At 65.7% G+C, this 23532-nt stretch carries 28 protein-coding genes; 17 read left to right on the top strand and 11 right to left on the bottom strand.

The genetic code is table 11. The annotated features are described in order from the left end of the window. The 4 genes from VFP86_07515 to VFP86_07500 all read right to left on the bottom strand — a co-directional run. Positions 1–599: hypothetical protein (locus VFP86_07515; GenBank protein ID HET8999478.1), on the bottom strand; the 599-nt coding region annotated here is incomplete at its 3' end. Positions 600–813: 214 nt separating this feature from the next. Then, a complete protein-coding gene (locus VFP86_07510; GenBank protein ID HET8999477.1) occupies positions 814–1485 on the bottom strand; it encodes a Crp/Fnr family transcriptional regulator in 672 nt (223 codons plus the stop codon). A 36-nt stretch (positions 1486–1521) separates the two neighbouring features. Continuing rightward, positions 1522–1746: a hypothetical protein gene (locus VFP86_07505; protein ID HET8999476.1), complete on the bottom strand. Its 225-nt coding sequence runs from the start codon at positions 1744–1746 to the stop codon at positions 1522–1524. Between the two features lie 48 nt (positions 1747–1794). After that, complete coding sequence (locus VFP86_07500; GenBank protein HET8999475.1) at positions 1795–3996, bottom strand: tetratricopeptide repeat protein; 2202 nt, start codon at positions 3994–3996, stop codon at positions 1795–1797. Between the two features lie 93 nt (positions 3997–4089). Here VFP86_07500 and VFP86_07495 point away from each other — a divergent pair, with 93 nt between their 5' ends. Then, positions 4090–4431 (top strand): hypothetical protein, encoded by a 342-nt coding sequence (locus tag VFP86_07495; GenBank protein HET8999474.1) that lies wholly within the window; start codon positions 4090–4092, stop codon positions 4429–4431. 201 nt (positions 4432–4632) lie between these two features. Here the strand turns inward: VFP86_07495 and VFP86_07490 are convergent, their stop codons facing one another. Together VFP86_07490 and VFP86_07485 are read right to left on the bottom strand one after the other, a co-directional pair. After that, entirely contained in the window at positions 4633–4836 is a 204-nt protein-coding gene (locus VFP86_07490) for a hypothetical protein (GenBank protein ID HET8999473.1), read from the bottom strand. A gap of 155 nt (positions 4837–4991) precedes the next feature. Then, positions 4992–5648, bottom strand: a complete 657-nt coding sequence (locus tag VFP86_07485; protein ID HET8999472.1) for a kelch repeat-containing protein — start codon at positions 5646–5648, stop codon at positions 4992–4994. Between the two features lie 36 nt (positions 5649–5684). Between VFP86_07485 and VFP86_07480 the strand changes: the two genes are divergently transcribed. Then, on the top strand, positions 5685–5828 hold the full coding sequence (locus tag VFP86_07480) for a hypothetical protein (protein ID HET8999471.1): 144 nt from the start codon (positions 5685–5687) through the stop codon (positions 5826–5828). 161 nt (positions 5829–5989) lie between these two features. Here the strand turns inward: VFP86_07480 and VFP86_07475 are convergent, their stop codons facing one another. Then, positions 5990–6541 (bottom strand): DcrB-related protein, encoded by a 552-nt coding sequence (locus VFP86_07475; protein HET8999470.1) that lies wholly within the window; start codon positions 6539–6541, stop codon positions 5990–5992. A gap of 284 nt (positions 6542–6825) precedes the next feature. Next, positions 6826–7029, bottom strand: a complete 204-nt coding sequence (locus tag VFP86_07470; GenBank protein HET8999469.1) for a hypothetical protein — start codon at positions 7027–7029, stop codon at positions 6826–6828. 167 nt (positions 7030–7196) lie between these two features. Here VFP86_07470 and VFP86_07465 point away from each other — a divergent pair, with 167 nt between their 5' ends. From VFP86_07465 to VFP86_07450, 4 genes are all read left to right on the top strand, one after another. After that, entirely contained in the window at positions 7197–8360 is a 1164-nt protein-coding gene (locus VFP86_07465; GenBank protein ID HET8999468.1) for a Zn-dependent alcohol dehydrogenase, read from the top strand. 8 nt (positions 8361–8368) lie between these two features. Then, entirely contained in the window at positions 8369–9619 is a 1251-nt protein-coding gene (locus tag VFP86_07460; GenBank protein HET8999467.1) for a D-alanyl-D-alanine carboxypeptidase family protein, read from the top strand. A 59-nt stretch (positions 9620–9678) separates the two neighbouring features. Beyond that, positions 9679–10287, top strand: coding sequence for a DUF4337 domain-containing protein (locus VFP86_07455; GenBank protein HET8999466.1), 609 nt, complete (start codon positions 9679–9681; stop codon positions 10285–10287). 72 nt (positions 10288–10359) lie between these two features. Then, on the top strand, positions 10360–10659 hold the full coding sequence (locus VFP86_07450) for a hypothetical protein (protein ID HET8999465.1): 300 nt from the start codon (positions 10360–10362) through the stop codon (positions 10657–10659). Between the two features lie 27 nt (positions 10660–10686). Here VFP86_07450 and VFP86_07445 read toward each other — a convergent pair whose 3' ends face one another. Continuing rightward, on the bottom strand, positions 10687–11667 hold the full coding sequence (locus tag VFP86_07445; GenBank protein HET8999464.1) for an amidohydrolase family protein: 981 nt from the start codon (positions 11665–11667) through the stop codon (positions 10687–10689). Positions 11668–11834: 167 nt separating this feature from the next. Between VFP86_07445 and VFP86_07440 the strand changes: the two genes are divergently transcribed. The 8 genes from VFP86_07440 to VFP86_07405 all read left to right on the top strand — a co-directional run bounded on the left by VFP86_07440 (position 11835) and on the right by VFP86_07405 (position 19347). Then, positions 11835–13283, top strand: coding sequence for an aldehyde dehydrogenase family protein (locus VFP86_07440; protein HET8999463.1), 1449 nt, complete (start codon positions 11835–11837; stop codon positions 13281–13283). 8 nt (positions 13284–13291) lie between these two features. Continuing rightward, positions 13292–14521, top strand: a complete 1230-nt coding sequence (locus VFP86_07435) for an ArgE/DapE family deacylase (protein ID HET8999462.1) — start codon at positions 13292–13294, stop codon at positions 14519–14521. Beyond that, a complete protein-coding gene (locus VFP86_07430) occupies positions 14521–15369 on the top strand; it encodes an energy-coupling factor transporter ATPase (GenBank protein ID HET8999461.1) in 849 nt (282 codons plus the stop codon). Before VFP86_07435 ends, VFP86_07430 begins: the two co-directional genes overlap by 1 nt. Then, complete coding sequence (locus VFP86_07425; GenBank protein HET8999460.1) at positions 15366–16238, top strand: energy-coupling factor transporter ATPase; 873 nt, start codon at positions 15366–15368, stop codon at positions 16236–16238. Before VFP86_07430 ends, VFP86_07425 begins: the two co-directional genes overlap by 4 nt. Further along, positions 16235–17074, top strand: coding sequence for an energy-coupling factor transporter transmembrane component T (locus tag VFP86_07420; GenBank protein HET8999459.1), 840 nt, complete (start codon positions 16235–16237; stop codon positions 17072–17074). The genes VFP86_07425 and VFP86_07420 overlap by 4 nt, the downstream gene beginning before the upstream one ends. 111 nt (positions 17075–17185) lie before the next feature. Beyond that, positions 17186–17737 carry an ECF transporter S component gene (locus VFP86_07415; protein HET8999458.1) on the top strand — a complete coding sequence of 184 codons (552 nt, stop codon included), beginning with the start codon at positions 17186–17188 and terminating at the stop codon, positions 17735–17737. Between the two features lie 9 nt (positions 17738–17746). Beyond that, the gene (locus tag VFP86_07410; protein ID HET8999457.1) at positions 17747–17932 is read left to right on the top strand and encodes a hypothetical protein; all 186 of its coding nucleotides are present in this window, start codon (positions 17747–17749) and stop codon (positions 17930–17932) included. Further along, positions 17929–19347, top strand: coding sequence for an amidase (locus tag VFP86_07405; GenBank protein HET8999456.1), 1419 nt, complete (start codon positions 17929–17931; stop codon positions 19345–19347). The genes VFP86_07410 and VFP86_07405 overlap by 4 nt, the downstream gene beginning before the upstream one ends. Before the next feature lie 6 nt (positions 19348–19353). Here the strand turns inward: VFP86_07405 and VFP86_07400 are convergent, their stop codons facing one another. Both VFP86_07400 and queF read right to left on the bottom strand, forming a co-directional pair. Next, positions 19354–19872, bottom strand: a complete 519-nt coding sequence (locus VFP86_07400) for a QueT transporter family protein (GenBank protein HET8999455.1) — start codon at positions 19870–19872, stop codon at positions 19354–19356. Continuing rightward, the gene (gene queF, locus VFP86_07395; protein HET8999454.1) at positions 19851–20234 is read right to left on the bottom strand and encodes a preQ(1) synthase; all 384 of its coding nucleotides are present in this window, start codon (positions 20232–20234) and stop codon (positions 19851–19853) included. Before queF ends, VFP86_07400 begins: the two co-directional genes overlap by 22 nt. Before the next feature lie 245 nt (positions 20235–20479). Here queF and VFP86_07390 point away from each other — a divergent pair, with 245 nt between their 5' ends. The 3 genes from VFP86_07390 (at position 20480) to VFP86_07380 (ending at position 23508) form a co-directional block, all read left to right on the top strand. Continuing rightward, positions 20480–21148, top strand: coding sequence for a DEAD/DEAH box helicase (locus tag VFP86_07390; GenBank protein HET8999453.1), 669 nt, complete (start codon positions 20480–20482; stop codon positions 21146–21148). Positions 21149–21226: 78 nt separating this feature from the next. Further along, entirely contained in the window at positions 21227–22075 is an 849-nt protein-coding gene (locus tag VFP86_07385) for a methyltransferase domain-containing protein (protein HET8999452.1), read from the top strand. 209 nt (positions 22076–22284) lie between these two features. Next, positions 22285–23508 carry a threonine synthase gene (locus VFP86_07380; protein HET8999451.1) on the top strand — a complete coding sequence of 408 codons (1224 nt, stop codon included), beginning with the start codon at positions 22285–22287 and terminating at the stop codon, positions 23506–23508. Positions 23509–23532: the final 24 nt, after the last annotated feature.

Here is a 23532-nt window from a genome sequence, read left to right as displayed (position 1 = left end):
ACTTTTTTGAAGCCGCGCGGCAGGCCCCCCTTCGCGTCGATCCATTCGTGCGCCAGAATGGCATAGGCCTCATCGCAGTACACGTCAAAGAACTGCCAGGTGATCTTCAAGAGGTCGCCCCAGGAGACCACCGTCAGGGTGCGGTGATCATAGGCAACCACCGGAACAGAGTGGCCCTCCCAAGAGCCTGGTAGACCTTGACCCACGGGGCCGCCGGACGGAACCGACCAAACGGTCAGGTTCAGAGGGTCCCTGAGCTGGTACTGCGCACTTATCGGCAGCTTCAGGCCAATATAGGCACCTCCGAAATACTGGACGGTATCCTTGACCTGGTCGTGGTTCCCGGGCTCAATCGCAACGTACGCCCAGATCGTGTGGCCCGCAATCCCTTTCCTGCGCCAGTAGTTGAGAACCGCAATCTTTGTGGCACCCTTATCCGTCGAAGGATCGCCGGGCCGGTACCCTGCGACGGCTTCATAGGCCTCGAGTATCTGGCTTTCGGTGGGCGTCACCTCTCGATGGGCAATCGCTGTCCAATCTTGAATCAGATGCCCCGCTGCGGCACACGTACAATCATTAAGAGTGTTGTTGGAGTACATGGGCCAGTTCCTCACCCGCCGAGCGTTGTTCACTGAAGGCATGGGAGCTGGGAGATCTTCGAGGTAGTCCGCGAGCCTCAAGGTTCTCGCGTCGTACCGCGCCGGCTGTTTCCCGAACTTATACTGAAACGTCATGTGATCGCCCCCCATCTCTTCAAGGGAAGTGGAACGCAAGTCGCTCCTGGAGCAGAATCTGCGGGCCGCTGCGTCAAGGTTATTGGATGCGCCGTCGCAGGAGGTCAGGCTGCACGATGACGATTCGGTGACCATGCTGCTTGATGAGACCCTGCTGGCGAAAGGCGGCGAGCGCCCGGTTCACGGTCTCGCGAGTGGCCCCAACGAGAGACGCGAGGTCCGCCTGGCTAAGCTCAAGGTCGATCTCCTGCCCACCCCCGTACCGATCGGCAAGCTCAAGGAGACGGCGTGCGAGGCGCCCGAAGACGTCGAACAGCGCCAGGCTCTCTGTGTCGTCGGTGGCGCGCCGCATCCGTGCGGTAAGGACTCGAATCACCGACGCCGCCAGCGGAGAGATGTCGAGCAGCCGGACGAAATCTTCGCGATGTATCGCGTAGGCAACCACGTCGTCAAGGGCCACGGCAGAGGCCGAGCGAGATCGGCCGTCGAGCAGCGCCAGTTCCCCGATGGTTTCCCCGGGCCCGCATACGTTGAGGGTGACTTCCCGCCCGGACTCACCACTCAGGTAGATGCGGACGCGCCCTGAGGCGATGAGGTATAGTGTGCGATCGGCACTCTCTTTGTGGAAGATGACTGCCCCCTTCAGGAACACTCGGCGGGCGCTCTTAGCGGCGAGTTCCCGTCGGACCTCGGCGGGGACCTCTTGGAAGAGTTCGGCTTTGGCAAGCAGAGTGTCGAGATCGTCCGGCATGGCGGCCCTGCCGCACCGACTCTGGCGCGTGTGCCGTTATTTCTCGGTCCGGCTCCAGCTTCTCCACACCGTCAGCAGCACGAGGACGAGGGTTACGAGCACAAGAACCAGTGCCACCAATACGATTGCAAGGACCGCGAACAGGATCAACCCATTGAAGGCCACGAGTCTTTCGACGGCCATGTCAGGTTCCGCCCATGCTGGGGACACCGGGAGCAGAAGTAGCGCAAGTCCCACCACGACCTTCAGCCACCTGCCCATACACTCACCCCCCCAGAAAAGTCGAAAACTAGGTTGATGCCAGAGCTCTCAATCGTCCTCGTCGTTCTCGGTCTTCAACGCCTCGCTCATGGCCTGCTCGAGAGTCATCGCTCTGCCCTTTTCGCATGCTGCTGCAAAGGCGGCCTCCCCCAACCCGGCCCGTAACCCGGCGACGGTGCGCTCGCGACTATTCCGGTAGAAGAGGGGTAGAGGGGTCCTGATGGCCTCGCGCAACGCCTCCACCGCACCAAGGAGGCGCGCCGCCCGATTCGCCAGCCCTTGAAGCGCCGCAAGGGTTGCGAATCCTTCGAGGGAGTAGGCGATTCCCCACTTGTCCCTAAGCTCCTGCCGTATGGCAAGGCTCTCCTCGTACAGGGAGCGTGCCTTCTTCAGATCGTCCTGGCTCGCTGCGATGTATCCCAGGCCGGTCAGTGCCATGGCGATGTGCTGCTTGTCTCCCACCTCGTGCCATACGGCGAGCGCTTGTTCGAAGAGGGAGCGCGCCGCAAGGTCTCCTCGCAGGAAGGCGACCATGCCTAGATTGTGCAAAGTAAGCGCAATATCCCCCTTGTCCCCGAGCTCCTGCCGTGCGACAAGGCTTTCCTCGTACAGTGAATGGGCTGTGCTCAGCTCCCCTAGGTGCGTAGCGACAAGCCCCAGCCTGTGGAGCGATTCAGCGATGCCCTTCTTGTCACCAACGGTCCGCCAGATCGCGAGGCTTTCATCAAAGAACGAGCGCCCCGAGCTGTAGTCGCCCTGACCCTGGACGGCCAGATATCCAGCCGCACTCAACGCCTTGGCACGCAAGGCTGCCGGCGCATCACGACCTCTCTCCAGCCCCGCATCCAGCCATCTGCGGCCTTCATCAGAGTATCCACGGGCAAGCCAGAATCGGGTGACCGCACTGGCCAACCGCAGCTCGGCCTCGAGCTCGCCGGTGGCGACGCACCATCCGAGCGCAGATCTCAGATTGTCGAGCTCGGCCTCCAGCAAATTGAACCACCTGGCTTGATGCTTTCCTAAGAGTTCCGGCTCCGCCCGCTCCGCCAGACGAAGAAACCAATCGCGATGTCGGCCCCGCACGCTCGGTGCTGCTCCTGACTCGCGCAGCCGATCGTGGCCATACTGCCGGATCGTCTCGAGCTGCCGATAGCGGATCTCGGCGCCTCGATCCTCAACCACGATGAGCGACCTGTCAGCCAGGCGTGCGAGTAGGTCGAGGACGTCACGTTCGTCAACCCCGTTCCCCACGCACACCGCTTCTGCGGCTTCGAGCGTCCATCCCCCCGAGAAGACTGAGAGTCGTGAGAGTAAGGCACGTTCCTTCTCTGATAGGAGGTCATAGCTCCAGTCCATCGTGGCTCGTAGCGTTTGATGGCGGGGTAGGGCGGTCCGGCTTCCGGTGACGAGCAGCTGAAACCTATCGTTCAGGCGAGCAGCGATCTGCTCCACTGACAGCACTCTCACCCGCGCCGCTGCGAGCTCGATCGCTAGAGGCATCCCGTCCAGCCGCCTGCACACTTCGACGATCGACGTGGCGTTCTGATTCGTCAACCTAAACATTGGCTGGGCAAACATCGCTCGATCCACGAACAACCGCACGGCTTCCCACAGAACGAGTCCTTCGGCGGAAAGCGCCGGCTGAGGATCCGGCACGGACAGCGAAGGGACGGGGAATGTGACCTCTCCAGCGATGTTTAGGCCCTCCTGACTCGTTGCCAAGATTCGAAGGCGAGGACATACCTGCAGTAACCGCTCAGCCAAATGGGCGCACGCATTGACCACTTGTTCACAGTTATCCAACACCAACAAAAGAGATTTGGGCCGCAGATAGTCGGCCAACAATTCAGGCAACGGTCGGGTGGACTGCTCAGGGAGCTTCAAGGTTGACGCGACGGTTTGCGGGACAAGAGAAGTATCTGAAAGAGCCGCCAGCTCCACCAACCACACACCGTCCGGAAATTGATCCGAGAGATCGGCGGCGGCCTGGAGAGCGAGTCGCGTCTTTCCGCAGCCACCTGTGCCGGTGAGGGTGAGGAACCGGTTGGCCATCAATAGATGCTTGATTGCGGCCAGCTCTTTATCGCGTCCGATGAAGCTAGTCAGTTGCATGGGCAGGTTGTTTGGCAGAACGCTCAGACTCCTGAGTGGAGGGAACTCGGCCGGCACCCGGGGGTCCAGGATCTGGAAGATCCTGACAGGATCCTTTAAGTCTTTCAGGCGATGCACTCCCAGATCAAGGGTGCCCAAACCCTCTGGAAGGTTATGCTCGACAAGCCCCCGTGTTGCCTCGGAGAGGAGGACCTGGCCCCCGTGTGCCGCGGAGCAGATCCGGGCGGCCCGATGTACATCCATGCCAACATAGCCGCTCGGCGAGTCAAGCGGCTCGCCGGTATGGAGTCCCATGCGGACCCGTATGGTGACCCCTTCCGGCCACGGATGGGTGGCCATCGCTCGCTGCGCGGCGATCGCCGCGGACACCGCCTGCCTGGCCTGGCCGAACGCCGCCAGAAAGCCATCTCCCTGGTGGCCGATCTCGTGACCGTTCGTTTCGTGGAAGACACTCCTAAGCAGTGCGCAGTGATCTTCAAGAACCTGTGCGTAGCGGTGGGCGCCGATACGCTGGAGGAGGTTCGTGGACCCCTCGATGTCCGTGAAGAGAAACGTGACCGTTCCGGTCGGTAGGTCCGCCATGCAGCTCCTCTGAGAGAGGAAAGCGACCGGTCTATGCGGAGGCTACGTTCGCGATGGCTCGGGTCTCCTCCTCGGATCTATCGGGCCGGCTTTGCGCGCGCGAATCAGAAGCGCGGAGGAAACCTCCATGAAAGTGCGCGAGGAGCTCCCGGTTGTCGCCGACGGCGGGCATCGGTCGAGTCTCGAGGTCCATCAGGCGGCGGGTTGGTATGGAGCGGTTTCGTCCCGATCGCCCGCACCCGTAGCGATAGGGAGGCGAATCTCCTCCATCCGGATGATCGTGGACATCCCGTCCAGCCGCGCGGATCGATGGAGGTGGTTGACGGACGTAACCGTCTCGCCGAGCTGCGGACTGATTTCCTTCAGAACCCCGCACGAGCACTGGTACCAGGCCATGACGCTTCCACCTCCCTGAATCTCAAGCGAAGTTTCCGCCTGCGATGGTTCCATCGTACGAGCGGGGGAGGCCAAACCCTATGCACCGGTCCACACCGGGGTCGTGATGTTCGTCACAAGAGATTCCCGAGCCAGTGAACGCTGGCGCGGAGGTCCTACTGCGGGGGGATGTACACTTCGTTGACGGCGCTGTAGGTGCCGCCGGGGTGGGGACCCCCGTTCAGAGTGAAGATCCGCCCCCCGGCTTCGACTACGGCGAGGCCGTGCCGGGGCGTGGGCATGTCCGCGCGCGGGGTCCAGGTGTCCGATGCCGGATCGTACGCCTCGTTTTCCGGGTACGTATCCGGTCTGCCGAGCTCGCCGCCCATCACATATATCTTGCCCCTGACTGCGGCGGCCCCGATGCCGCTGCGGGGGGTCAGCATCGGCGCCCGTGTCTCCCAGCGATCGCTCGCTGGATCGTAGACCTCGGTTGCGCCGATATTGCCGCGCACGCCGGCCGCCCGGCCGCCGAAGACGTAGAGCCTGCCACCTTCCGCCACCGCGGCGATGTGATTCCGTGGTGTCGGCATTGGCCGCAGGCGCCGCCAGGTGTCCGTCCGCGGGTCGTAGACTTCGAGCGCTCCGGTGTCCGTCCCATTGGTGCCTCCGACCGCGTAGATCCGGCCTCCCAGCGCCACCGCGGCCAGCGCGCCGCGCGCCGTCGGCATCGCCGGGCGCCCCCGCCACTCATTCTGCGCCGGGTCATACTCATAGACGGCGGCGATGCCGTGCCAGATTGAAAATCCCCGGGCCACGAAGCCGCCGATCACATACAGTCTCCCACCAAGGGCCGCGGCGGCAGGGTGATGCATCGGTTGTGGCAGCCGGGCACGCGGGCGCCATCGATCGCCGGCGGGATCGTACTCCTCGACGGCGTCCGTTGGACCGGTAATGATCAGGCCGCCGACCACATAGATGCGGTCGCCGATCGGGGCGGCGGCGACTTCTGAGCGCGTGACGGCCGACGACGCCCGGCGCTCCCACGTCCCCGGATCGGAGGGAGCCCCCCCGGCGCTTGCGGCGAGGGCTGAAATGATCGCAGCAATGCAGATGAGCGGCAGCAGGGCGCTCGCCGTCTTCGCAGACGCAGTCGAGAGGGGGTTACGCCAATCTACTTGACGCGTGGCGCAAAGGTCTCGAAGATTTGGCTCATGATCGGGATGTCCCGCCTGACACGATCGGGATCGTTCATCGTCGTGCCGGTCAGAACGTATGCCATGCGCGCAACTGTGATGTAGGCCTGGACCTGATACAGCTCCCCTTGGTTCCTTGGTCTCCATGTATAGTACCGGTAGTACGCTTGGCGTCGGGCGATCGTTGCCGACCCCTCTTTGAGCACCGTGAAGTCGTTGAACACCGCGTCCATCTTGGGCTTGGCCAGCTGAGCATACTGGGCCGCCGAGATCGGTTCCGGGATCTCCTCCACGACCACGTTGACGTTGGCGCGGAACTGCCCCCGGGCGGCGGGGCGGAAGCCGATCACCCTTGACGCCCCGCTCGTTGTTTTCACGACCTGCCACTCAACCGGAAAGCTGATCTTGAACCGTCCATTTGGATCGGACGCCACCTGCATGATCGCCGACGGGGCGGTCTGGGGTGCAAGGACGGTGGCGAAGAAGAGGGTCACGGCAACGAAGCGTGAGACGAGACGAGCGTCGCGCATGGCATGCCCCCACCGCAGAGTTTTGCTGGAAGAATTCTGCTCGTTCGTGTAATGCCCACTCTGTGGCGGGGATAGACTATTCCACCGTGAAAAACCACCGCGACGCCGGGATGCTGTTGCGAGCATCCAACGGCGCTAGGCCGACCCTCTCCAATACACAAGCGTACACACGCGGCATCCGGTTAAGGTGACCGTTTGCCCTGTGGCCCTTACGTCAGCAACCTAAACGATGACCGTATGCGACCCGGGCCTGGCGTGCGCAGCGATTTCTTACCGGGGACCGATCAGGAAGGTACCCCTGCTCCCGTTAGGGACTCGAGTTCGGCGATCCGGCGGTCCAGATCGGACATCCGCCGGCGGTACTCAAGCTCCGCGATCACGGCGTCCTGTACATAACTGAGAATGGCTGCGTCCACCGGCTTCTGGCTTCTGTGCTCGCGGTCCCAGATGAAGTCGGTGAGCTTGTGCACGTAGTCCCGCAGTTCCATGTTCCCCCTCCGTCCCTTTCGGGCTTTCAAATACGAAATACTCACGTCCACATGCGATCGGGGATTCCGGGTCAAGGTTCGAAAAGTGGCGGAGGATCTCCTGCCACCTTCATAAGAACTTGACGCAAAATTTTTTCGCGGTGACTCGATCCCGCGGGACGGGGACGGTGTCCTCCCGGAGGAATCCCCAGGGCAAGGCGGAACAGTTCAACACGGGGGACTGGGGAGGTGTGAGTCACGTGCGCGCCGCCATCTTGCATGAGGTCGGAAAACCGCTGGCCGTTGAGACGGTGGACCTCGAGAAGCCGCGGCCTCACGAGGTCGCGGTCCGGATCGCGGCCACCGGCGTGTGCCACAGCGATCTCCACTACATTAAAGGGGATCTGCCGTTCCCGCTGCCGGTGGTCTTGGGGCACGAGGCTGCCGGCGTGGTGGAGGCCGTGGGGCCCGAAGTGGACTCCGTCCACCCGGGCGACCACGTCGTGATGCTGTTCGCGCCGCCTTGCGGCCACTGCCGGTACTGCGACGCCGGGCGGCCGCACCTGTGCGAATGGCGGTCCCGGGTCCGGGGCAAGATGCCTGACGGCTCTACCCGGCTCAAGTGGAAGGGGCAGGAGCTCCATCACTTCACCTGCGTCTCTTCGTGGGCGGAGATGGCGGTAGTCCCCGAGTCGGGCGTGCTGCGCATCAGCGAGGAGGTGCCGCTGACAGTGGCGGCGCTGCTGGGGTGCGCGGTGACGACCGGGGTCGGCGCCGTGGTCAACACCGCTCAGGTGCGGCCCGGGAGCAGCGTGGCGGTCTTCGGCGCGGGCGGCGTGGGCATTAATGTGGTACAGGGAGCTCGGATCGCGGGGGCGGCGATGATCATCGCGGTCGACTTGCTCGAGCACCGGCTCGAGGCCGCCCGGCGGTTTGGGGCGACGCACACGATCAACGCCAAAGAGGAGGACCCCGTGCGTGCGATTCAAAGCCTGACCCGCGGCGGGACCGACTATGCCTTCGAGGTGATCGGACGCGCCGCCGTCGTCCGGCAGGCGGTTGAGTGCTTGGCCCGCGGCGGCGTCGCGGTTGCCGTCGGCATCCCGCCGGCGCGGGAGGAGTACACCGTAGGGGGTCCCGCGTTCGTGCTCAACGAGAAGACCCTGCGCGCCTGTTTCTATGGATCGGCACACCTCCGTGCCGATATCCCGCGCCTGCTGGAGTTGTACTATGGCGAACGTCTGCTCCTGGATGAACTGGTGACGGCCACCTATCCCCTGGACCGGGTCAACGATGCGGTGGCCGCGCTCGACCGAGGGGACGGGTTGCGCGGTCTCCTGGTGATGGCGTGAGGCAGAGGATGCGGAGCACCGTGCGCTGGATCGCGATCGGCCTATGCCTGGGTACGTTCTCGCTGCCGGTCGGCGCCGCGCCGCGCGTGCCGGCCGGACCGGACAGGACGACGGCGGCGCCCAGCGCCGGCCACCCGCCTGGCCCCTCCGGTCCGCCGTCCGCCCTTTTGATGGAAGTCTCCACCGGGCAGGTGCTTGAGTCCACCGATCCGCACCGGCGTCTCCCCCCGGCCAGTCTCGACAAGCTGATGACCTTCTATCTGACCTTGGACGCGCTCAGGACCCATCGCCTGACGCTCGCCACCGAGGTGACGGTGAGTGAAACCGCCTGGCGGATCGGCCGGATCAAGGGCAGCAGTCGAATGTTTCTCAACGTGGGCGACGCCGTGACGGTCGAGCAGTTGTTGTACGGGCTGATGATTGCATCGGGCAATGATGCGGCCGAAGTGCTCGCTGAGGCGCTGGCCGGCTCGGGTTCCCAGTTCGTGGATGAGATGAACGCGACGGCCGCTCGTCTGGGGATGCACGATTCCCACTTCGTCACCGCCCATGGGCTCCCGAATCCGGGGGAGTACACGAGCGCTTGGGACATGGGGCTGCTGGCCCGGCAGATCCTGGTGACATTTCCGGAGGCGATCACCTACAGCAGCCCGCACTACGAGACCTACGCCGGCATCCGGCAGGCCAATTGGAACAACCTGGTGTTCCGGGATCCCCGCGTGGATGGCCTCAAGACCGGGTTCACCAACGAGTCGGGCTTTCACATCGTGGCGAGCGCGCGGCGTGAAGGGCTGCGGCTCATTGCCGTCGTGATGGGGGCGCACAAACTCCAGGAACGGACCGGCATCGCCGAACAGTTGCTCAACCTGGGGTTCGCGCGCTACGCTCTGGTTCCGATACCCTGGCAGCAGATCGTCCCGTCGGCCCTCACCGTGTACGGGGGGAACGCGCGCCAACTTGGGCTCGAGACACCGCGTGCCCTTGAGGTACTGCTGCCGAAGGGCGATCGTGCTCCCTTGACCATTTCCGAAGAGGTCAGCGTCGCTCCCGTCGCTCCGTTTCGGAAAGGCCAGCAGGTCGGCACCCTCACGATCCGGACGCCGACGGCCGTGCTGGTCACCTCGCCGCTCGTGGCCACCGCCAACGTTGATCGTGCTCGAATGTTCGCCCGCCTCTGGGGAATGCTCCGGTACTCGATCGGTGGCGTCTTCCACCACCGTACGGCCGTTTGGACCGGTGCGTTTACCCCGCCGCAGTAACACGAGACCGCGCCCGGCCGCGCAGGAGAGCGCACGAGCGATCCCGAACTCACTAATTCATGGAGGAAGAGTTTGAGGTCGAATCCCGCCTAGAACCAGCCGAGAAAGCATCAGAGGGTTCATCCGGGCATAGGTTCATTACGGCGATCGCCATCACCACGGCGGTGCTGGCCGTGTGCGCGGCGCTCAGCAGCCAGCTCGCGGGCCGGGCCGCGCATCATTCCCTCGCGGACCTCAACGAGGCGGCGATCTCACAAAACCTGGCTTCGGATCAGTGGAACTTTTATCAAGCCAAAGGCATCAAGCGGCACGTGTTCGAGACGCAGCGTGATGCGTTGCGGCTGCAGTCGAGCCCGGCCGCGGCCCGGCAGGCATCGGCGTACGAGAAAGAGATCAAGCGGTACGCGACCGAGCAGGACCAGATCATGAAGGATGCCAAGGCTCGGGAGCACGAGCGAGACGCGGCCAAGGCGGCGGCCCAACGGTTCGATGACCGCTACCAGCGGTTGTCGCTGGCGGTGGCATCCTTTCAAATCGGGATCGTCGTCTCCTCCGTAGCTGCGATCGTCAGGCGGCGCTCGCTCTGGTACCTGGGGCTCGCCGGTGGCGCGGTGGGACTGTTTTTTCTCGCGCGAGAACTCGTTCCCGGTACGGGGGGGGCCGGCTAGTGGTCGCCGCCGGGTCGACGGTGCCCCCGCGGGGGCGCGTGGGGCTGCCCGAATGGAATGGGGAGGTGCGTTGTGGAAAATGACGGCCGCACGGTCGAGGGGGTGAGCACCGTGACCGTCTCCGAAGCGACGCGGGACCGCCGTGCCTGGGCCGAACCCTTGCTGGCCGGTGTCGTTGTTTCGCTGATCGCCGAAGCGAAGGACGCCGGATGGAGCGGACGGCTGGAGTACGTTGTGGAGATGTGCGTGCAGGAGATGACCTCGAGTCTAGGAATGACGCAGGAAGAGGTCATTCAGGCAGTCATGCAGTGGGCCGGAGAACTCGGGGAGGATCTGACTCGCCAGGACGTCGAGAAGGCGCTCCAGCCCTGACCATCCGCCGCAGGACCACCGTCTCGCCTAAGACACGTTCGCTGCGGGGCGGGCCGGAATTCCGAAGGCCCGTTCCGCGGTCTTCCAGTAGATCTGCTCCAGGACGTCTGTCGGGAGATCGAGCCCCCTGATGTAGGGTGGGCCATCGCTGTCGGGGTCGGCGATTGGCGACGGGCAGACGAGGTCCGTTTCCCAAAACATCTGGTGAACCCAATAGCGCATCGTGTATCGCACGGGGTCGGGCTCCTTGAAGACGACCTGATCGGTCCCAAAGCAGATCCGACCCGCCCACCGCCGGCAGAACTCCCGGGCCGCGTTTCGCTGCCGTCCCAATTCTCGGACGATCCACTTGGTTGCGCTGGTGTCGAGGTGGAGGTTCGGGTAGCGCGTCAGCAGCTCGGCGAGGTGGTCGAGGTGCTCGGGATCGCCTCCCATGTGCGCGGCAAGGAATGGGATCGTGGGGAACTGCCGGAGGCGCGTCTCGAGCATGGGGTATTGGTCGGCCTTTGTCCCATACTTGATGGGATCGTACTTTCGCTCGAACCACCGGTCGGGATCGGCGACGTGGACGAGGACACCCAGCCCCTCCTCTGCGATCGCGTGGAACAGCGGGTCGAGTCGAGGCGAGTCGAGGAGGAAGTCCAAGCGGTCGCGAATCCTCGGGGCAAACCACAGTTTGATGAGCGGGGCCCCGCTCTCGCGAGCCCGGTGCACGCTCTCCACCGCCCGGTCTAGCAACGCGATCTGGTGTTTCGGTTCGTGCAGGATCGGCCTGACCGCCAGGACGACTTCCTGCGGGTAGCGACCGCGTATCGTCAGCCCTGTTTCGAGGGGAGCGATCACCACCACCCTCGCGATTCCGTACGTGCGCGCCGCCTCAATGAGCTCGTGATTCGTGGCCGGCTCGGTGGCGTGCGTATGGACGTCGACGATCGGGCCCTGTACCTTGCGCGGCGGTGGGGATGCGAAATGGGTCGCGCGTGCGGCGTTGAGTGGTTGTCCGTACACCCATCTCCTCCTTGCCGATCAGCCCCTGGCGCTCCAGAATGCCAAACGCCCGGAGACGCACAAGGTTTCCCGGGGCAGGACTTTTCTCCTGCGAAACTGAACAACGCCCGCGCACAGTGCCCCCGTCGTCCCGCCTGCCGGGTATTTATTATTGAAGGAGGATGGTCATGAGCACCATTGGGTCCCCAACCGGTGTGCTGGTGGACACGAATCCGGCCGATGCCTCCGACGTCCTGGGCCATGTCCCGCAGCAGACCGCGAGTGACGTTGCGCGCGCTGTGGAACGCGCCCAAGAGATGTACCCGGCCTGGCGCGACACGCCGGCGCCCACCAGGGGGCGGGTGCTGGCGCGGGCCGCGGAGCTCGCTCGATCCCGCGTCGATGAGCTCGCCCGGTTGCTCACGAGAGAAGAAGGAAAGATCCTCAGCGAAGCGCGGGGCGAGATCCTGCGGGGGGTCAATCTCCTGGAGTGGTACTCGGGCGAAGGCTTCCGAATGGGTGGGAAGACCCGGCCCTCCGAAATGCCCACGACGATGCTGTTCACGTTGCGACAGCCCTTGGGGGTCGTGGCGATTATCACCCCCTGGAATTTTCCCTGGGCCGAACCGGTGTGGAAGGCTGCGCCGGCGCTCGTAGCCGGCAACACGGTCATCATCAAGCCGGCGTCGCTGACGCCACTCGTGGCCCAGCGCTATGTGGAGATTCTTGAGGAGGCGGGTCTCCCAAGAGGCGTGCTCTCGCTGGCCGTGGGCCCGGGTCCTGAGGTCGGCGACGTGCTCGTCAACCATCCCATGATCCGGGCGGTCTCCTTCACCGGATCGTGCGAGATCGGCAGCGGAGTCTACGCAAGCGCCGCCCGCCGCCTGGCGAAGGTCTCGTGCGAGATGGGCGGCAAGAATGCGGTCGTGGTCATGCCCGATGCCGACCTGGACGTGACGGCGGCCGGGACCGCCCAAGGCGCATTTGGGAGTACCGGCCAGCGTTGTACCGCCACCGGACTCTGCGTGGTGCACAAGGACGTGAAAGCCCGGCTCGTCGACGCGATCGTCGACCGGGCACGGGCGACCCGGGTGGGGAACGGCCTGGAGGACGGCGTGGCCATGGGCCCGCTTGTGGATGCCAAGCAACTGGCGACGGTGATGGGTTATATCGAGGCCGGGCGGCACGAGGGGGCGCGCCTGGCATGCGGCGGCCGGCGCCTCACCGACGGGGAGTACGCCCGGGGGTTCTTCATCGAGCCGACGGTGTTCACCGACGTCGATCCCGGGCACCGCATCGCTCAGGAAGAGATCTTCGGGCCCGTGCTCTCGGTGATCGAGGTCGGGTCGGTCGACGAGGCCCTCCGCGTGACGAACGGTCTCAGATACGGACTGAGCGCTTCGATCTACGCGACCGACGCGAACACCATCATGCAGTTCGTCGATCGGGTCGAGGTCGGGATGGTCCACGTGAACTCGCCCACGGTGGGCGGCGAAGCGCAGATCCCTTTCGGCGGCATCAAGTGGAGCGGGGTGGGCGGCCGGGAGATGGCGGAGGAAGGGCTCGAGTTCTTCACCGAGCTGAAGAGCGTATTCTGGGACTACACCGGCCGGGTCCGGCAGACGAACCTCTACTGAACCGCGCGATGCTCGACCTCGAGTCCAACGTCGACGCCGTCCTGGCGGCGGTCGACGAGGCGTACGCGCTCGATCTGGCCTGCCGTCTCGTCCGAACCCCGAGCGTCTACCGTCCCACCGATCCGGAGGCAAACGAGACCGCGGTCGCTGCACTTATTGCCGCCGAACTGCGGCAATTGGGGCTCGATGTGCACGTCGAGGACGCGGCCCCCGGCCGGCCCAACGTGATCGGGGACTGGATCGGGCGAGGCCCAGGCCCGCTGTTGATCGTCGAAGGGCACAGCGACGTGGTGACGGAGGGAGACGCCGCCGCGTGGTCGGTGCCGCCTTTCGGGGCCATCGTCGCGGACGGACGTCTGTACGGGCGAGGCGCAGCGGATATGAAAGGCGGAGTCGCAGCGGCGATCGCCGCGGTCCGCGCGATCCGCGACGCCCGGGTCGAGTTGCCCGGGCGGATCCGCGTCGCTGTGGTGGCGGATGAGGAAGGCATGATGGTCGGGATCAAGTCCTTCATCCGAAACGGCTGGGCCAAAGATGCCTGCGGTGCGATCATCTGCGAGCCCGAGGCCAACGAGGTGTGCCTCGTGCAGAAGGGGGCATTGCGGGCGATCGCCAGGTTTCGGGGGAAGATGGCCCACGGGGCGATGCCGAAGAGCGGGATTAACCCGATTCCCGCATCCGCGGGGTTTGTCCAGAGCCTCCTGGCCCTCGAGCGCCGGTACGTCATGCGCCATGGAGCCCACACGCTGCTGGGCGAGCCCAGCGTGACCCCGACGGTCCTGGAGGCGGGAGACCTGGCGCAACTCAACGTGATTCAGGCCGAAGCCGTCGTCGGGGTCGATGTCCGAACCATTCCGGGGCAGGATCACGCGGTGATCCGCGACGACCTGCGCCACGCTGTGGCGGACGCCGCGTCGGGCGTTCCCGGTTGCCACGGGGAGCTCGACGTCATCGAGGAGCGTCCCTGGACCGAGACACCCCCGGAGGCCGCCGTCGTGGCCGCGGTCGAACGGGGGGTGCGGCGTGTCAGGGGCCGGCCGCCGCGGCGCAGGGGAGTCCCCGGTGCAACGGACGGAACATTTCTCTACGCCTGGGGCGGGGTGCCGATCGTCACGATCGGGCCCGGGGACGTGACCATTCCGCACCAGGTCGATGAATTCGTCAGGGTCGCCGACCTGGTCGAAGCCGCCCGGATCTTTGCGGCGGCCGCCTGCTACTGCCTCGGCTCGTCCACCTGATGCCCGAGCCGCTCATCTCCTGCGACGGCGTCGAGTTTGCGTACGCTGCGCAGGTCCCAAGCGAGCGCGTACTCTGCGGGGTCTCGCTCGCGGTCTATCCGGGTGAACATCTCGCCATCATCGGCCCCAACGGCTCCGGAAAATCCACGCTGGCCCGACATTTCAACGGGCTGCTCCGGCCCACCGCGGGCACCGTCCGCGTGGGGGGGATGGACACGCGCGATCCCGCGCACACCCGCGCGATCCGCCGGACCGTGGGCATGGTGTTCCAGCACCCCGAGAGTCAGATGGTGGCGACCATCGTCGAGGAAGATGTGGCGTTTGGCCCCGAGAACCTCGGCGTGCCGCAGGCGGAATTGCGGAGTCGTGTGCGCGAGGCACTGGACGTCGTCGGGATGTGGGGGGCCCGCGATCGGCCGCCGCATCTGCTCTCGGCCGGCCAGAAGCAGCGGGTCGCCATCGCCGGGGTGCTGGCGATGCGGCCGGTCTGCGTCGTGTTGGACGAAGCCACGTCAATGCTCGATCCACGCGGGCGCACCGAGGTGGCGCAGGTCGTCGCCGAGTTGCGGCGGCGCGGGACGGCGATCGTCTCCATCACCCACCTGATGAATGAAGCGGCGGCCGCGGATCGGGTCATCGTGCTCCACCGGGGAACGGTGTATCTGACCGGCGCACCACGAGACGTATTCGCCCACCCCGATATGTTGCGTGAGATCGGCCTGGAGGTCCCGGTCGTGTCCCTGCTGGCGGACCGTCTTCGAGCGCAATTCCCCACATTTCCCCCGGGGTTGCTCGGTGTGGACGAACTCGTCGACGCGGTTGCCGCCCGCGCCCCCGTGACGCGATGACCGAGCCGGGATCGCTGATCGTGGTTGAGGACCTGTGGCACACGTATATGGCGGGGACCCCGTTCGAGCACCATGCGCTTCGCGGGCTCTCGCTTGAGATCCACGAAGGGGAGATCGTCGGCATCATCGGCCAGACCGGGTCAGGGAAGTCCACGCTGATCCAGTACTTCAACGGATTGCTGCGACCCGGGCGCGGGCGGGTGACCGTGGCCGGGCAGAACCTCGGCGCGCGGGACGCCGACATCGGTGCCGTGCGCACGTGTGTGGGACTGGTCTTTCAGGACCCGGAGGACCAGGTCTTCGAGCGACTCGTCGGGGATGACGTCGCCTACGGTCCGCGTCAACTGGGGCTGCCATTCGCGGAGATTCGGGAGCGCGTTCGGTGGGCGATGGAGACCGTCGGGCTTCCGTTCGACGCGTTCAAGGATCGGTACACGTTTACGCTGAGTGGCGGGGAGCTCCGCAAAGCGGCCCTCGCGGGGGTGCTCGCGCTGCGGCCCCGGGTGCTGGTGCTGGACGAGCCGACGTCGGGGCTGGATCCCGGCTCTCGCGAGGAGCTGCGGGCACGCATCGGTGAGTTTCGCGCGCGCGAGGGGCTGACCCTGGTGCTCGTGTCGCACGACATGGACGAAATTGCCCGGCTCTGCGACCGGCTGTATGTGCTCCACGATGGGACGATCGCGATTGCCGGCACACCGCGGGAGGTATTTTCCGAGCGCGCCCGGCTGGCCGAGCTGGGGCTGGCTCCGCCGGTGCCGGCTCAGGTGGTCCAGCGGCTGCGCGAGCGCGGGTACCCCATCGCCGGCGACGGGCTGACCGTGGACGAGGCCGCGCGGGCGATCGCGACCCTCCTCGGCGCCCCGGCATGAGCGAATTCGAATTGCTCCGGAACATTACGATCGGGCAGTATCTGCCCACCGGATCGTACCTGCACCGGCTCGATCCGCGGGCCAAGATCCTCGCGGCGATCTTCGTCACCGGCGCTGTGAGCTTTACCCCCACGCTCTTGGGCAACGGCTGCCTGATCGCCGGCTGTCTCGCGATCGTGTGGCTCGGGAGAATCCCCTTGTCCTATGCCTTGCGCGGCTTGATCCCCGCGGTCCCGTTTCTCGTGTTCTTCGCCCTGTTGCAGCTGCTCTTCTTTGGCCGGAGCTACGATCCGGCGAGCCCCGTCATCTTCCAGTGGGGATGGGTCGTGGTCACGGAGGCCGTCGCGCGTTTGGTGGTGATCTCCGCGGTGAGGTTCGTGGAATTGCTGATCGTGACGAGCGTCTTCACGTTGTCGACACGCACCACGGAGCTCACGCACGGCATCGAAAGCCTGCTCCGCCCCTTCCGCCGCCTCCGTGTGCCGTCGCATGAACTGGCGCTGGTGGTGACGATCGCCATCCGCTTCGTTCCAACGCTGGCCCTGCAGGCCGAACGCCTCCTCAAGGCGCAGGCGTCGCGCGGAGGACGGATCGGCGGGAGTCGCTGGCGATTTATTGCACGCGCCCGCCAGATGCTGCCCGTCCTCGTTCCTCTCTTTGCCTTTGCCCTCAAGCGCGGCGAGGAACTCATCGTGGCCATGGAATCTCGGGCGTACACCGGGGGTGAGGGGCGAACCACGTATATGCAGTTCCAGACCACTCCGCTCGACTGGCTCGCCCCCATCGCGGCCTTCGTCTTCCTCGTCGCCATGCTCGGCGCGCCGTTTCCATTCTGACGCTCAGCTGGCAGCCCCATCGACCGGGCAGGCGTTCGGAGCAGGGCACAAGGGACGCGATGGGGAATGGCGATCCGGACCGGCACTTCTCAAGCGGGGAGGGATCAGCGCATGCAGGAGACACGGCAGGGCGGACTCTCGACACGCGGCATTGTCATGGCCGGGATCCTCGCGGCCATCGCGATTTTCCTGGGCGCCAGTCGTCTGGGGTTCATCCCCATGCCGACCGGCGTGAATGCGACGATCATGCACGTCCCAGCCATTATCGGTGGCATTCTTGAAGGCCCGGTCGTCGGAGGCCTCATCGGGACCATCTTCGGCCTCTACAGCTTCTTCTACGCCACCATCCCGCTCTTCAAGGATCCGATTGTCGCGATCATTCCCCGCATCTTCATCGGCGTGTTTGCCGCGTGGGCCTATACGGCGGCCCGTCCCGCCGGTGAGTGGTGGGCCATCGCCGTGGCCGCCGTCGTCGGCACGGTGACGAACACCGTGCTCGTGCTCGGGTTCGGCGTGCTCCGCCACTACATCCCGGGTGGACGGGCTTTCAAGATTGCCCTGGCCAACGGCATTCCCGAGATCATCGTCGCCGTGATCATCTCCCTCGCTGTGCTGCTCTTCTGGAAGCGCGTCGAGACCGGGCCGGCGAAGGCGCGCGTCTAGCGGCGGGAAGTGGCGACCACCGACGACTTCAAGCGGATCGCCCATCTGGCGGGGCTGTCTGTGTCCCCCGAGGAGGTGGAGCGGCTGGCCCCGGCCCTCGAGACCCTGTACGCCGATCTCGACCGGTTGCGGGCACTGCCCATCGCGGATCTGGAGCCGGCGTTTACGTCGCGGCTGGACCCCGCCGTCCCGTGAACGAGCTCGCGTTCGCGTCGGTCTCGGAACTAGCCGTCCGCATTCGATCCCGGGACCTGTCCCCGGTCGCGGTAGTCGACGACCTGCTGGCCCGCACCGAACGGTGCCGGGCCCTCAATGCATTCATCACGGTGACGGCCGATATGGCCCGCGCGCAGGCCGCATCGGCCGAGCGGGAGATCAACGCCGGCCGGTACCGGGGTCCTCTGCACGGCATCCCGGTTTCGCTCAAGGACCTCATCGACACGAAGGGGATCAGGACAACCCGCGGCTCCCGGATCTTTGCCGACTACATCCCTGCCGAGGATGCCACCGTCGTGGCGCGGCTGCAGCACGCGGGGGCGGTGCTGTTGGGGAAGAACACTCTGCATGAGTTCGCCTTCGGGATCACCACCAACAATCCCCATTACGGGCCGACCCGCAATCCCTGGCGGCTCGACCGCATCCCCGGGGGGTCGAGTGGGGGTTCCGGGGCCGCGGTCGCCGCGGGCCTCGGGCCCGTGTCGATCGGGACCGACACCGGGGGCAGCATTCGCATCCCAGCGGCGCTCTGCGGCACCGTCGGACTCAAGCCCACATACGGCCGCGTCAGCCGTCACGGCGTGTTCCCGTTGTCATGGTCCCTGGACCACGTGGGCCCGCTGACCCGCACAGTGGAGGACGCCGCGCTGGTCCTTCAGGCGATCGCGGGGCCCGATCCGCTCGACCCGTCGACGCTCGGTCAAACGGTGCCCGAGTTCACCTCGAGGCTGACCGGCCCGATCACCGGCCTCCGCGTCGGCGTGCTGAGCGACGAGTACCATCGCGAGATGACCGACGACGTGCGGGCGGCGTTCCGCGCGGCCCTCGACGTTCTGGCCGAGCGGGGTCTCGATCTGGAAGACGTGGAGTTTCCCCGCGCGAGCGAGGCGCGCACAGCCGCGGCCACGGTGTTGTTTGCTGAAGCGGCGAGTGTCCACGAGCGGTGGCTCCACGACCGGGCCGCCGATTACGGGGCCGACACCCGTGCACTGCTTCAGCAGGGGCAGTTTATCACGGCGACCCAATACCTCCGCGCGCAGCGCGTGCGGACCCTGGTCGTCAATGAGGTGGGGATGTTGCTTCGGCGGTATGCGGCGCTCGTGCTGCCCGCGATCCCCCTGGTCGCGCCGGCGATCGGTCAGCCCACCGTGACCCTTGGAGGACGTCCCGGGGACGCGCGAGGCGCCGTCACCCGGCTGGTGCGTCTGATCAACTTTGTGGGACTTCCGGCGATTACGGTGCCGTGCGGGTTCGGGGCGGACGGGCTGCCCGTGGGGCTGCAGGTCGTTGGGCGGGGCATGGATGAGCCAACCGTGCTGGCGATCGCGCATGCCTATGAACAGGCGACGCCGTGGCATACTCGGCGGCCTCCGGATCCTCCGGAGCGGATCTAACCGGAGCTATCGCGCGGCAGATGCCCCTGGCCGGTCACCGGTGAGGCGCAGCAGCGCGAGGTGCACCGGGTACATCACGGGGACCCCCAGCACGAGCAGGATGACCTCGCTCGCGGTAATGGATGGGAAGAGAACCCGAAAGGGCGCCCGCAGCAGCACGGACAGCATCGTCGCCACGGCGCCCCCGATGATCAGCGCGTACACACCGGCTCCCAGATACGCGTTGATGCGTCCGATGCGCCAACACGCCCACGCGCCGACGAGGTTCGCGCACGGCATCCACACAAGTTCCCATGGGCCCACGAACGGGCTCGGCAGGTTGCTGAGAAAGTTGCCGAGGACGAACGCCGGGATCAGGTGGGGCTCCCAGATCACGAGGGGCTTGAGGCTCTCGGCGAGCCGAAACTGCAGCGGGCCGTAGGAGGCCGGGGCCAGCAGGACCGTGAGCGCAGCGTATGCCGCGGCCACAACGCCGATCTCCGCGATCCGCACCGCCCCGCGCTTCACGACGATGGTGCGGGCCACCGAGTGCGAACGACCGTGTGGACGCCCCCTCGGATGCGATAGTCCAATTCGAGCTCCATCCATTGCGGGGCGCACGCACGAACAAGATCTGCAAGGATCCTGTTCGCCGCATGCTCCTGATAAATCCCCACGTTCCGGTAGGACAGCAGGTAGTACTTGAACGAGCGGAGCTCGAGCACCCGGGTGTTCGGCAGGTACCGGACGACGACCGTGCCAAAATCGGGGAGCCCCGACCAAGGACAGACCGCGGTGAACTCGTCGGTCGTGATCTCCACGATCGCGGGGGATCTAGGGTACTCGTAGGGAAACGTCTCGAGCAGGTCGAGCCGGATTTCCCGGGGATCGCGAACGTCGAGGCGCAGTGGCCCCGACGGCGGTTCGGGACGAGGCCCGTCTGTCGTGACGGCCGGAGGTGGTTCCGGTTTGCGGGCGGTGGGCACGATCATCCCTCCGAACAATTGACCGGGGCGCACCTCTATAATACAATAGAAGGACCTCAGATGCGGACCAGCTCAAAACCGCGTTCGTCGACGGCGGGAGGGCCTGGGCTCTCCCGTTGTGTGTGTCCCATGGGTGCGCACGGCGCAAACCTCGGTGGGTGGGTGTGATGGCGGGAGGCTCCCGGGCAGCGGGCTTCGATGGTCTGGTGGATCCACGGCTTCAGCGGGCGGTCCGCGAGCTTGGCTGGACCGCCCCGACTCCGATTCAGGCGCAGGTCATCCCCTCGCTGAAGACCGGACGGGACCTGGTCGCGAGGGCCGAAGCCGGCTCCGCGCGCACCGCCGCGTTCGGGATCCCCATGCTGCAACGATTGGATCCGCGCAGCAAAGCCGTCCAGGGCCTCGTGCTGGTGCCAAGCAAGGATCTGGCGAAGAAAGTGGCCGCCGACCTTGGCACGCTCGGAGCCTACACGCGCCTCCGGATCGTAGCGATCTCAGAGGGTGAACCCTCGGCCCGACAGGTCGCCCACCTCCGAGACAAGCCCCACATCGTCGTTGGGACCCCGGGCCGGGTCCTCGATCACCTGGGACGCGGCACCCTGACACTGCGGAGCGTGACGCTTCTGGTGCTGGACGCCGCCGATCGGATGCTGGAGATGGGTTTCCGGTCCGACGTGGAACAGATCCTCGTCCGCACCCCGTCCACACGCCAGACGGCGCTGTTCGCTTCGACGATCCCGGACCCCGTCCGGGCGATGGTCGGGCGATATCTCCGGAACCCCATCTACGTCGCGCTGACGACACGAGAGACCAGGGCGGTCGCGACAGGCGAGTAGACGGAGGAGGGTTGGGGGGGGATGGTCGCCAACATCCTCTCGACGCAGCCCCTAGGTGGTCCGACCGGAGGTGGAGTCGTGAACGAGTCACAACGAGGGGGGGACATCCAAGTGTCCGACCCCGACAACGACCGCTTCGGTTTCTCCCGCTTCGCCAGCCATCCGTTCTTCGAAGAGGTGAACCGCTGGTTGGTGGAGCGGGTCGCCTCGCTTGGGTCCCGCTTTGTCGACCTGGCGTGCGGGCCGGGGGCCGTGACTGAGCTCATCGTTCAGGCGATGCGGGACCGCCGCCGCGGCCTCATCTATGCCGTCGATCCGTCCCTCTCAGAGCTCGACCGCGCCAGGCGACGGATTACGTCCAGCCTCGTGCAGTTCATCCAAGGCAGCGCAGAAAATCTCAGCCGCCTCGTCCCGCAGGTGGATGTGGTGGTCTTTTGCAATGCGATTCACCTGATCCGGGATAAGAGTCACGTCCTGACGGAGATCCACAAGGTGCTCCGCTCCGGAGGGACGTTGGCGTTCAACACCACGTTCTTCAAGGGCTGCTATCCCACGGGCACCGAGCGGTTCTATCGCTACTGGATCCTGCGAGCCGCCCAGTATCTCCGCGAACGCGGGATCTCGGTTCTGCGAAACGATCGGGCGGAGAGTTTGGAATGGGTCACGCCCGAGGAGTACGGAACGCTCGTGAGGCAGGCAGGTTTCGTGGAGACGTCGTGGCGGCTTCACGAGGTGACGCTCTCTCCGGAGAGCTTGGAGGATATCGGCCAATTTTCCCTATTCGTTCAGGGCGCCCTCCCGCAGGTCCCGCTCGAAATCGGGGCGGACGCGCTGGCTCAAGCCGTGCGCAGGGCGATGGACGACGCTAAGATTACAGGCGGGGTCCCCCGCTTCTGGCTCCAGTTCATCGCTCGGGCGCCCGCCTAGCCAAATCGGTCGCTCAAACGCCTCCCGGTTCGTTCCTTTGGGCGCTATTCGCCCCATTCATCCCTCGAAGCGGTCCTAAGCTGGAATAAATCTGCACGCGGGATAGATGTCATCTGCCTCTTCCTTTGGCTCGCGATCTGTGGTATAATACCCGCTAGTTGATGGTCCGCACCGCCGGTGCGGGCCTTTTCGCTTGAGGGGGGGATCTCGTGGGATATCTTCAATATCTCGAGTGCACCCGGTGCGGCGAGCGGTACTCCCCGAACGAACTCCACAACCTGTGTTCTGTGTGTGGCAAGGTCTTGTTCGCCCGGTACGATCTCGACCGGGTGCGCGCCGATGTGCCGCGTGCGGCCCTGGGAGCCCGCGAGGCCACGATGTGGCGGTACCGTGAGGTCATGCCGGTCGAGAATCCGGCCAACATCGTGACGCTCGGGGAGGGCATGACGCCCCTCTTGCCCCTTCGGGAGATCGGGCGCCGGCTGGGTCTCCGCCACGTGTTCGTGAAAGAGGAGGGGTTGAATCCCACCGGCTCGTTCAAGGCCCGCGGGTTGTCGGCCGCCGTGAGCAAGGCGAAAGAACTGGGAGTCCGGACGGCGTCCATGCCCTCGGCGGGGAACGCCGGGTCCGCGGCGGCGGCGTACTGCGCCAGAGCAGGGATGGAAGTGTACCTGGTGATGCCGGCCGACGTGCCCCACGTGAACCAGGTGGAGTGCGACGTCTATGGCGCGCACACCTATCTGATCCGCGGGCTGATCAACGACGCGGGCCGGAGCCTTCGCGAGCAGAGCAAGGCGGAGGGCTGGTTCGATATGTCGACGCTGAAAGAGCCGTACCGCGTCGAGGGCAAGAAGACGATGGGGTACGAGCTGGCCGAGCAATTTAACTGGAGCCTCCCCGACGTCGTCATCTATCCCACCGGAGGCGGGACCGGCATCGTGGGGATGTGGAAGGCGTTTAGCGAGATGGAAGCGCTCGGGTGGATCGGCAAGCATCGTCCGCGGATGGTGATCGTGCAGGCCGCCGGGTGCGCCCCCATGGTGCGCGCGCATCAGAACGGCAGCGAGCACGCAGAGCCCTGGCAACACGCGCACACGATCGCCGCCGGCCTGCGCGTGCCCGAGGCGATTGGGGACTATCTGATCCTCCAAGCCGTGCGCGAGAGCGGCGGGACGTCGTACGCGCTCACCGACGAGCAGATCCTGGCCGATATGCGCGAGCTCGCCGCGACGGAGGGGTTGTTTGCCTGTCCGGAAGGCGCCGCGACGTACGGCGCGCTCCGGGCGATGGTCCGCGAAGGGCGGGTGGCGCCCGACGAACGGGTGGTGCTGTTCAACACCGGGGCCGGGCTCAAGTACGTTGACCTCATCAAGCCCGAGCTTCCTACGTTCGAGCCGGCACATCCGCCGGCGGTGCTGGGAGGCCGGAGGTAAAGGACCCCACAGCGTGGGGCCGAA

It is taken from the genome of bacterium (genome assembly GCA_035703895.1).
Lineage (GTDB): Bacteria > Sysuimicrobiota > Sysuimicrobiia > Sysuimicrobiales > Segetimicrobiaceae > Segetimicrobium.
The sequence above is the reverse complement of the archived record's forward strand: the minus strand, read 5'-3'. Positions and strand labels throughout refer to the sequence as shown.

Coding starts and splice junctions, on each gene's coding strand:
- VFP86_07510 (HET8999477.1), bottom strand. CDS start 1,485: ATGCCGGACGATCTCGACACTCTGCTTGCCAAAGCCGAACTCTTCCAA.
- VFP86_07505 (HET8999476.1), bottom strand. CDS start 1,746: ATGGGCAGGTGGCTGAAGGTCGTGGTGGGACTTGCGCTACTTCTGCTC.
- VFP86_07495 (HET8999474.1), top strand. CDS start 4,090: ATGTACATCCATGCCAACATAGCCGCTCGGCGAGTCAAGCGGCTCGCC.
- VFP86_07490 (HET8999473.1), bottom strand. CDS start 4,836: ATGGCCTGGTACCAGTGCTCGTGCGGGGTTCTGAAGGAAATCAGTCCG.
- VFP86_07480 (HET8999471.1), top strand. CDS start 5,685: ATGCATCGGTTGTGGCAGCCGGGCACGCGGGCGCCATCGATCGCCGGC.
- VFP86_07475 (HET8999470.1), bottom strand. CDS start 6,541: ATGCGCGACGCTCGTCTCGTCTCACGCTTCGTTGCCGTGACCCTCTTC.
- VFP86_07470 (HET8999469.1), bottom strand. CDS start 7,029: ATGGAACTGCGGGACTACGTGCACAAGCTCACCGACTTCATCTGGGAC.
- VFP86_07460 (HET8999467.1), top strand. CDS start 8,369: ATGCGGAGCACCGTGCGCTGGATCGCGATCGGCCTATGCCTGGGTACG.
- VFP86_07455 (HET8999466.1), top strand. CDS start 9,679: ATGGAGGAAGAGTTTGAGGTCGAATCCCGCCTAGAACCAGCCGAGAAA.
- VFP86_07440 (HET8999463.1), top strand. CDS start 11,835: ATGAGCACCATTGGGTCCCCAACCGGTGTGCTGGTGGACACGAATCCG.
- VFP86_07435 (HET8999462.1), top strand. CDS start 13,292: ATGCTCGACCTCGAGTCCAACGTCGACGCCGTCCTGGCGGCGGTCGAC.
- VFP86_07430 (HET8999461.1), top strand. CDS start 14,521: ATGCCCGAGCCGCTCATCTCCTGCGACGGCGTCGAGTTTGCGTACGCT.
- VFP86_07425 (HET8999460.1), top strand. CDS start 15,366: ATGACCGAGCCGGGATCGCTGATCGTGGTTGAGGACCTGTGGCACACG.
- VFP86_07420 (HET8999459.1), top strand. CDS start 16,235: ATGAGCGAATTCGAATTGCTCCGGAACATTACGATCGGGCAGTATCTG.
- VFP86_07415 (HET8999458.1), top strand. CDS start 17,186: ATGCAGGAGACACGGCAGGGCGGACTCTCGACACGCGGCATTGTCATG.
- VFP86_07390 (HET8999453.1), top strand. CDS start 20,480: ATGGCGGGAGGCTCCCGGGCAGCGGGCTTCGATGGTCTGGTGGATCCA.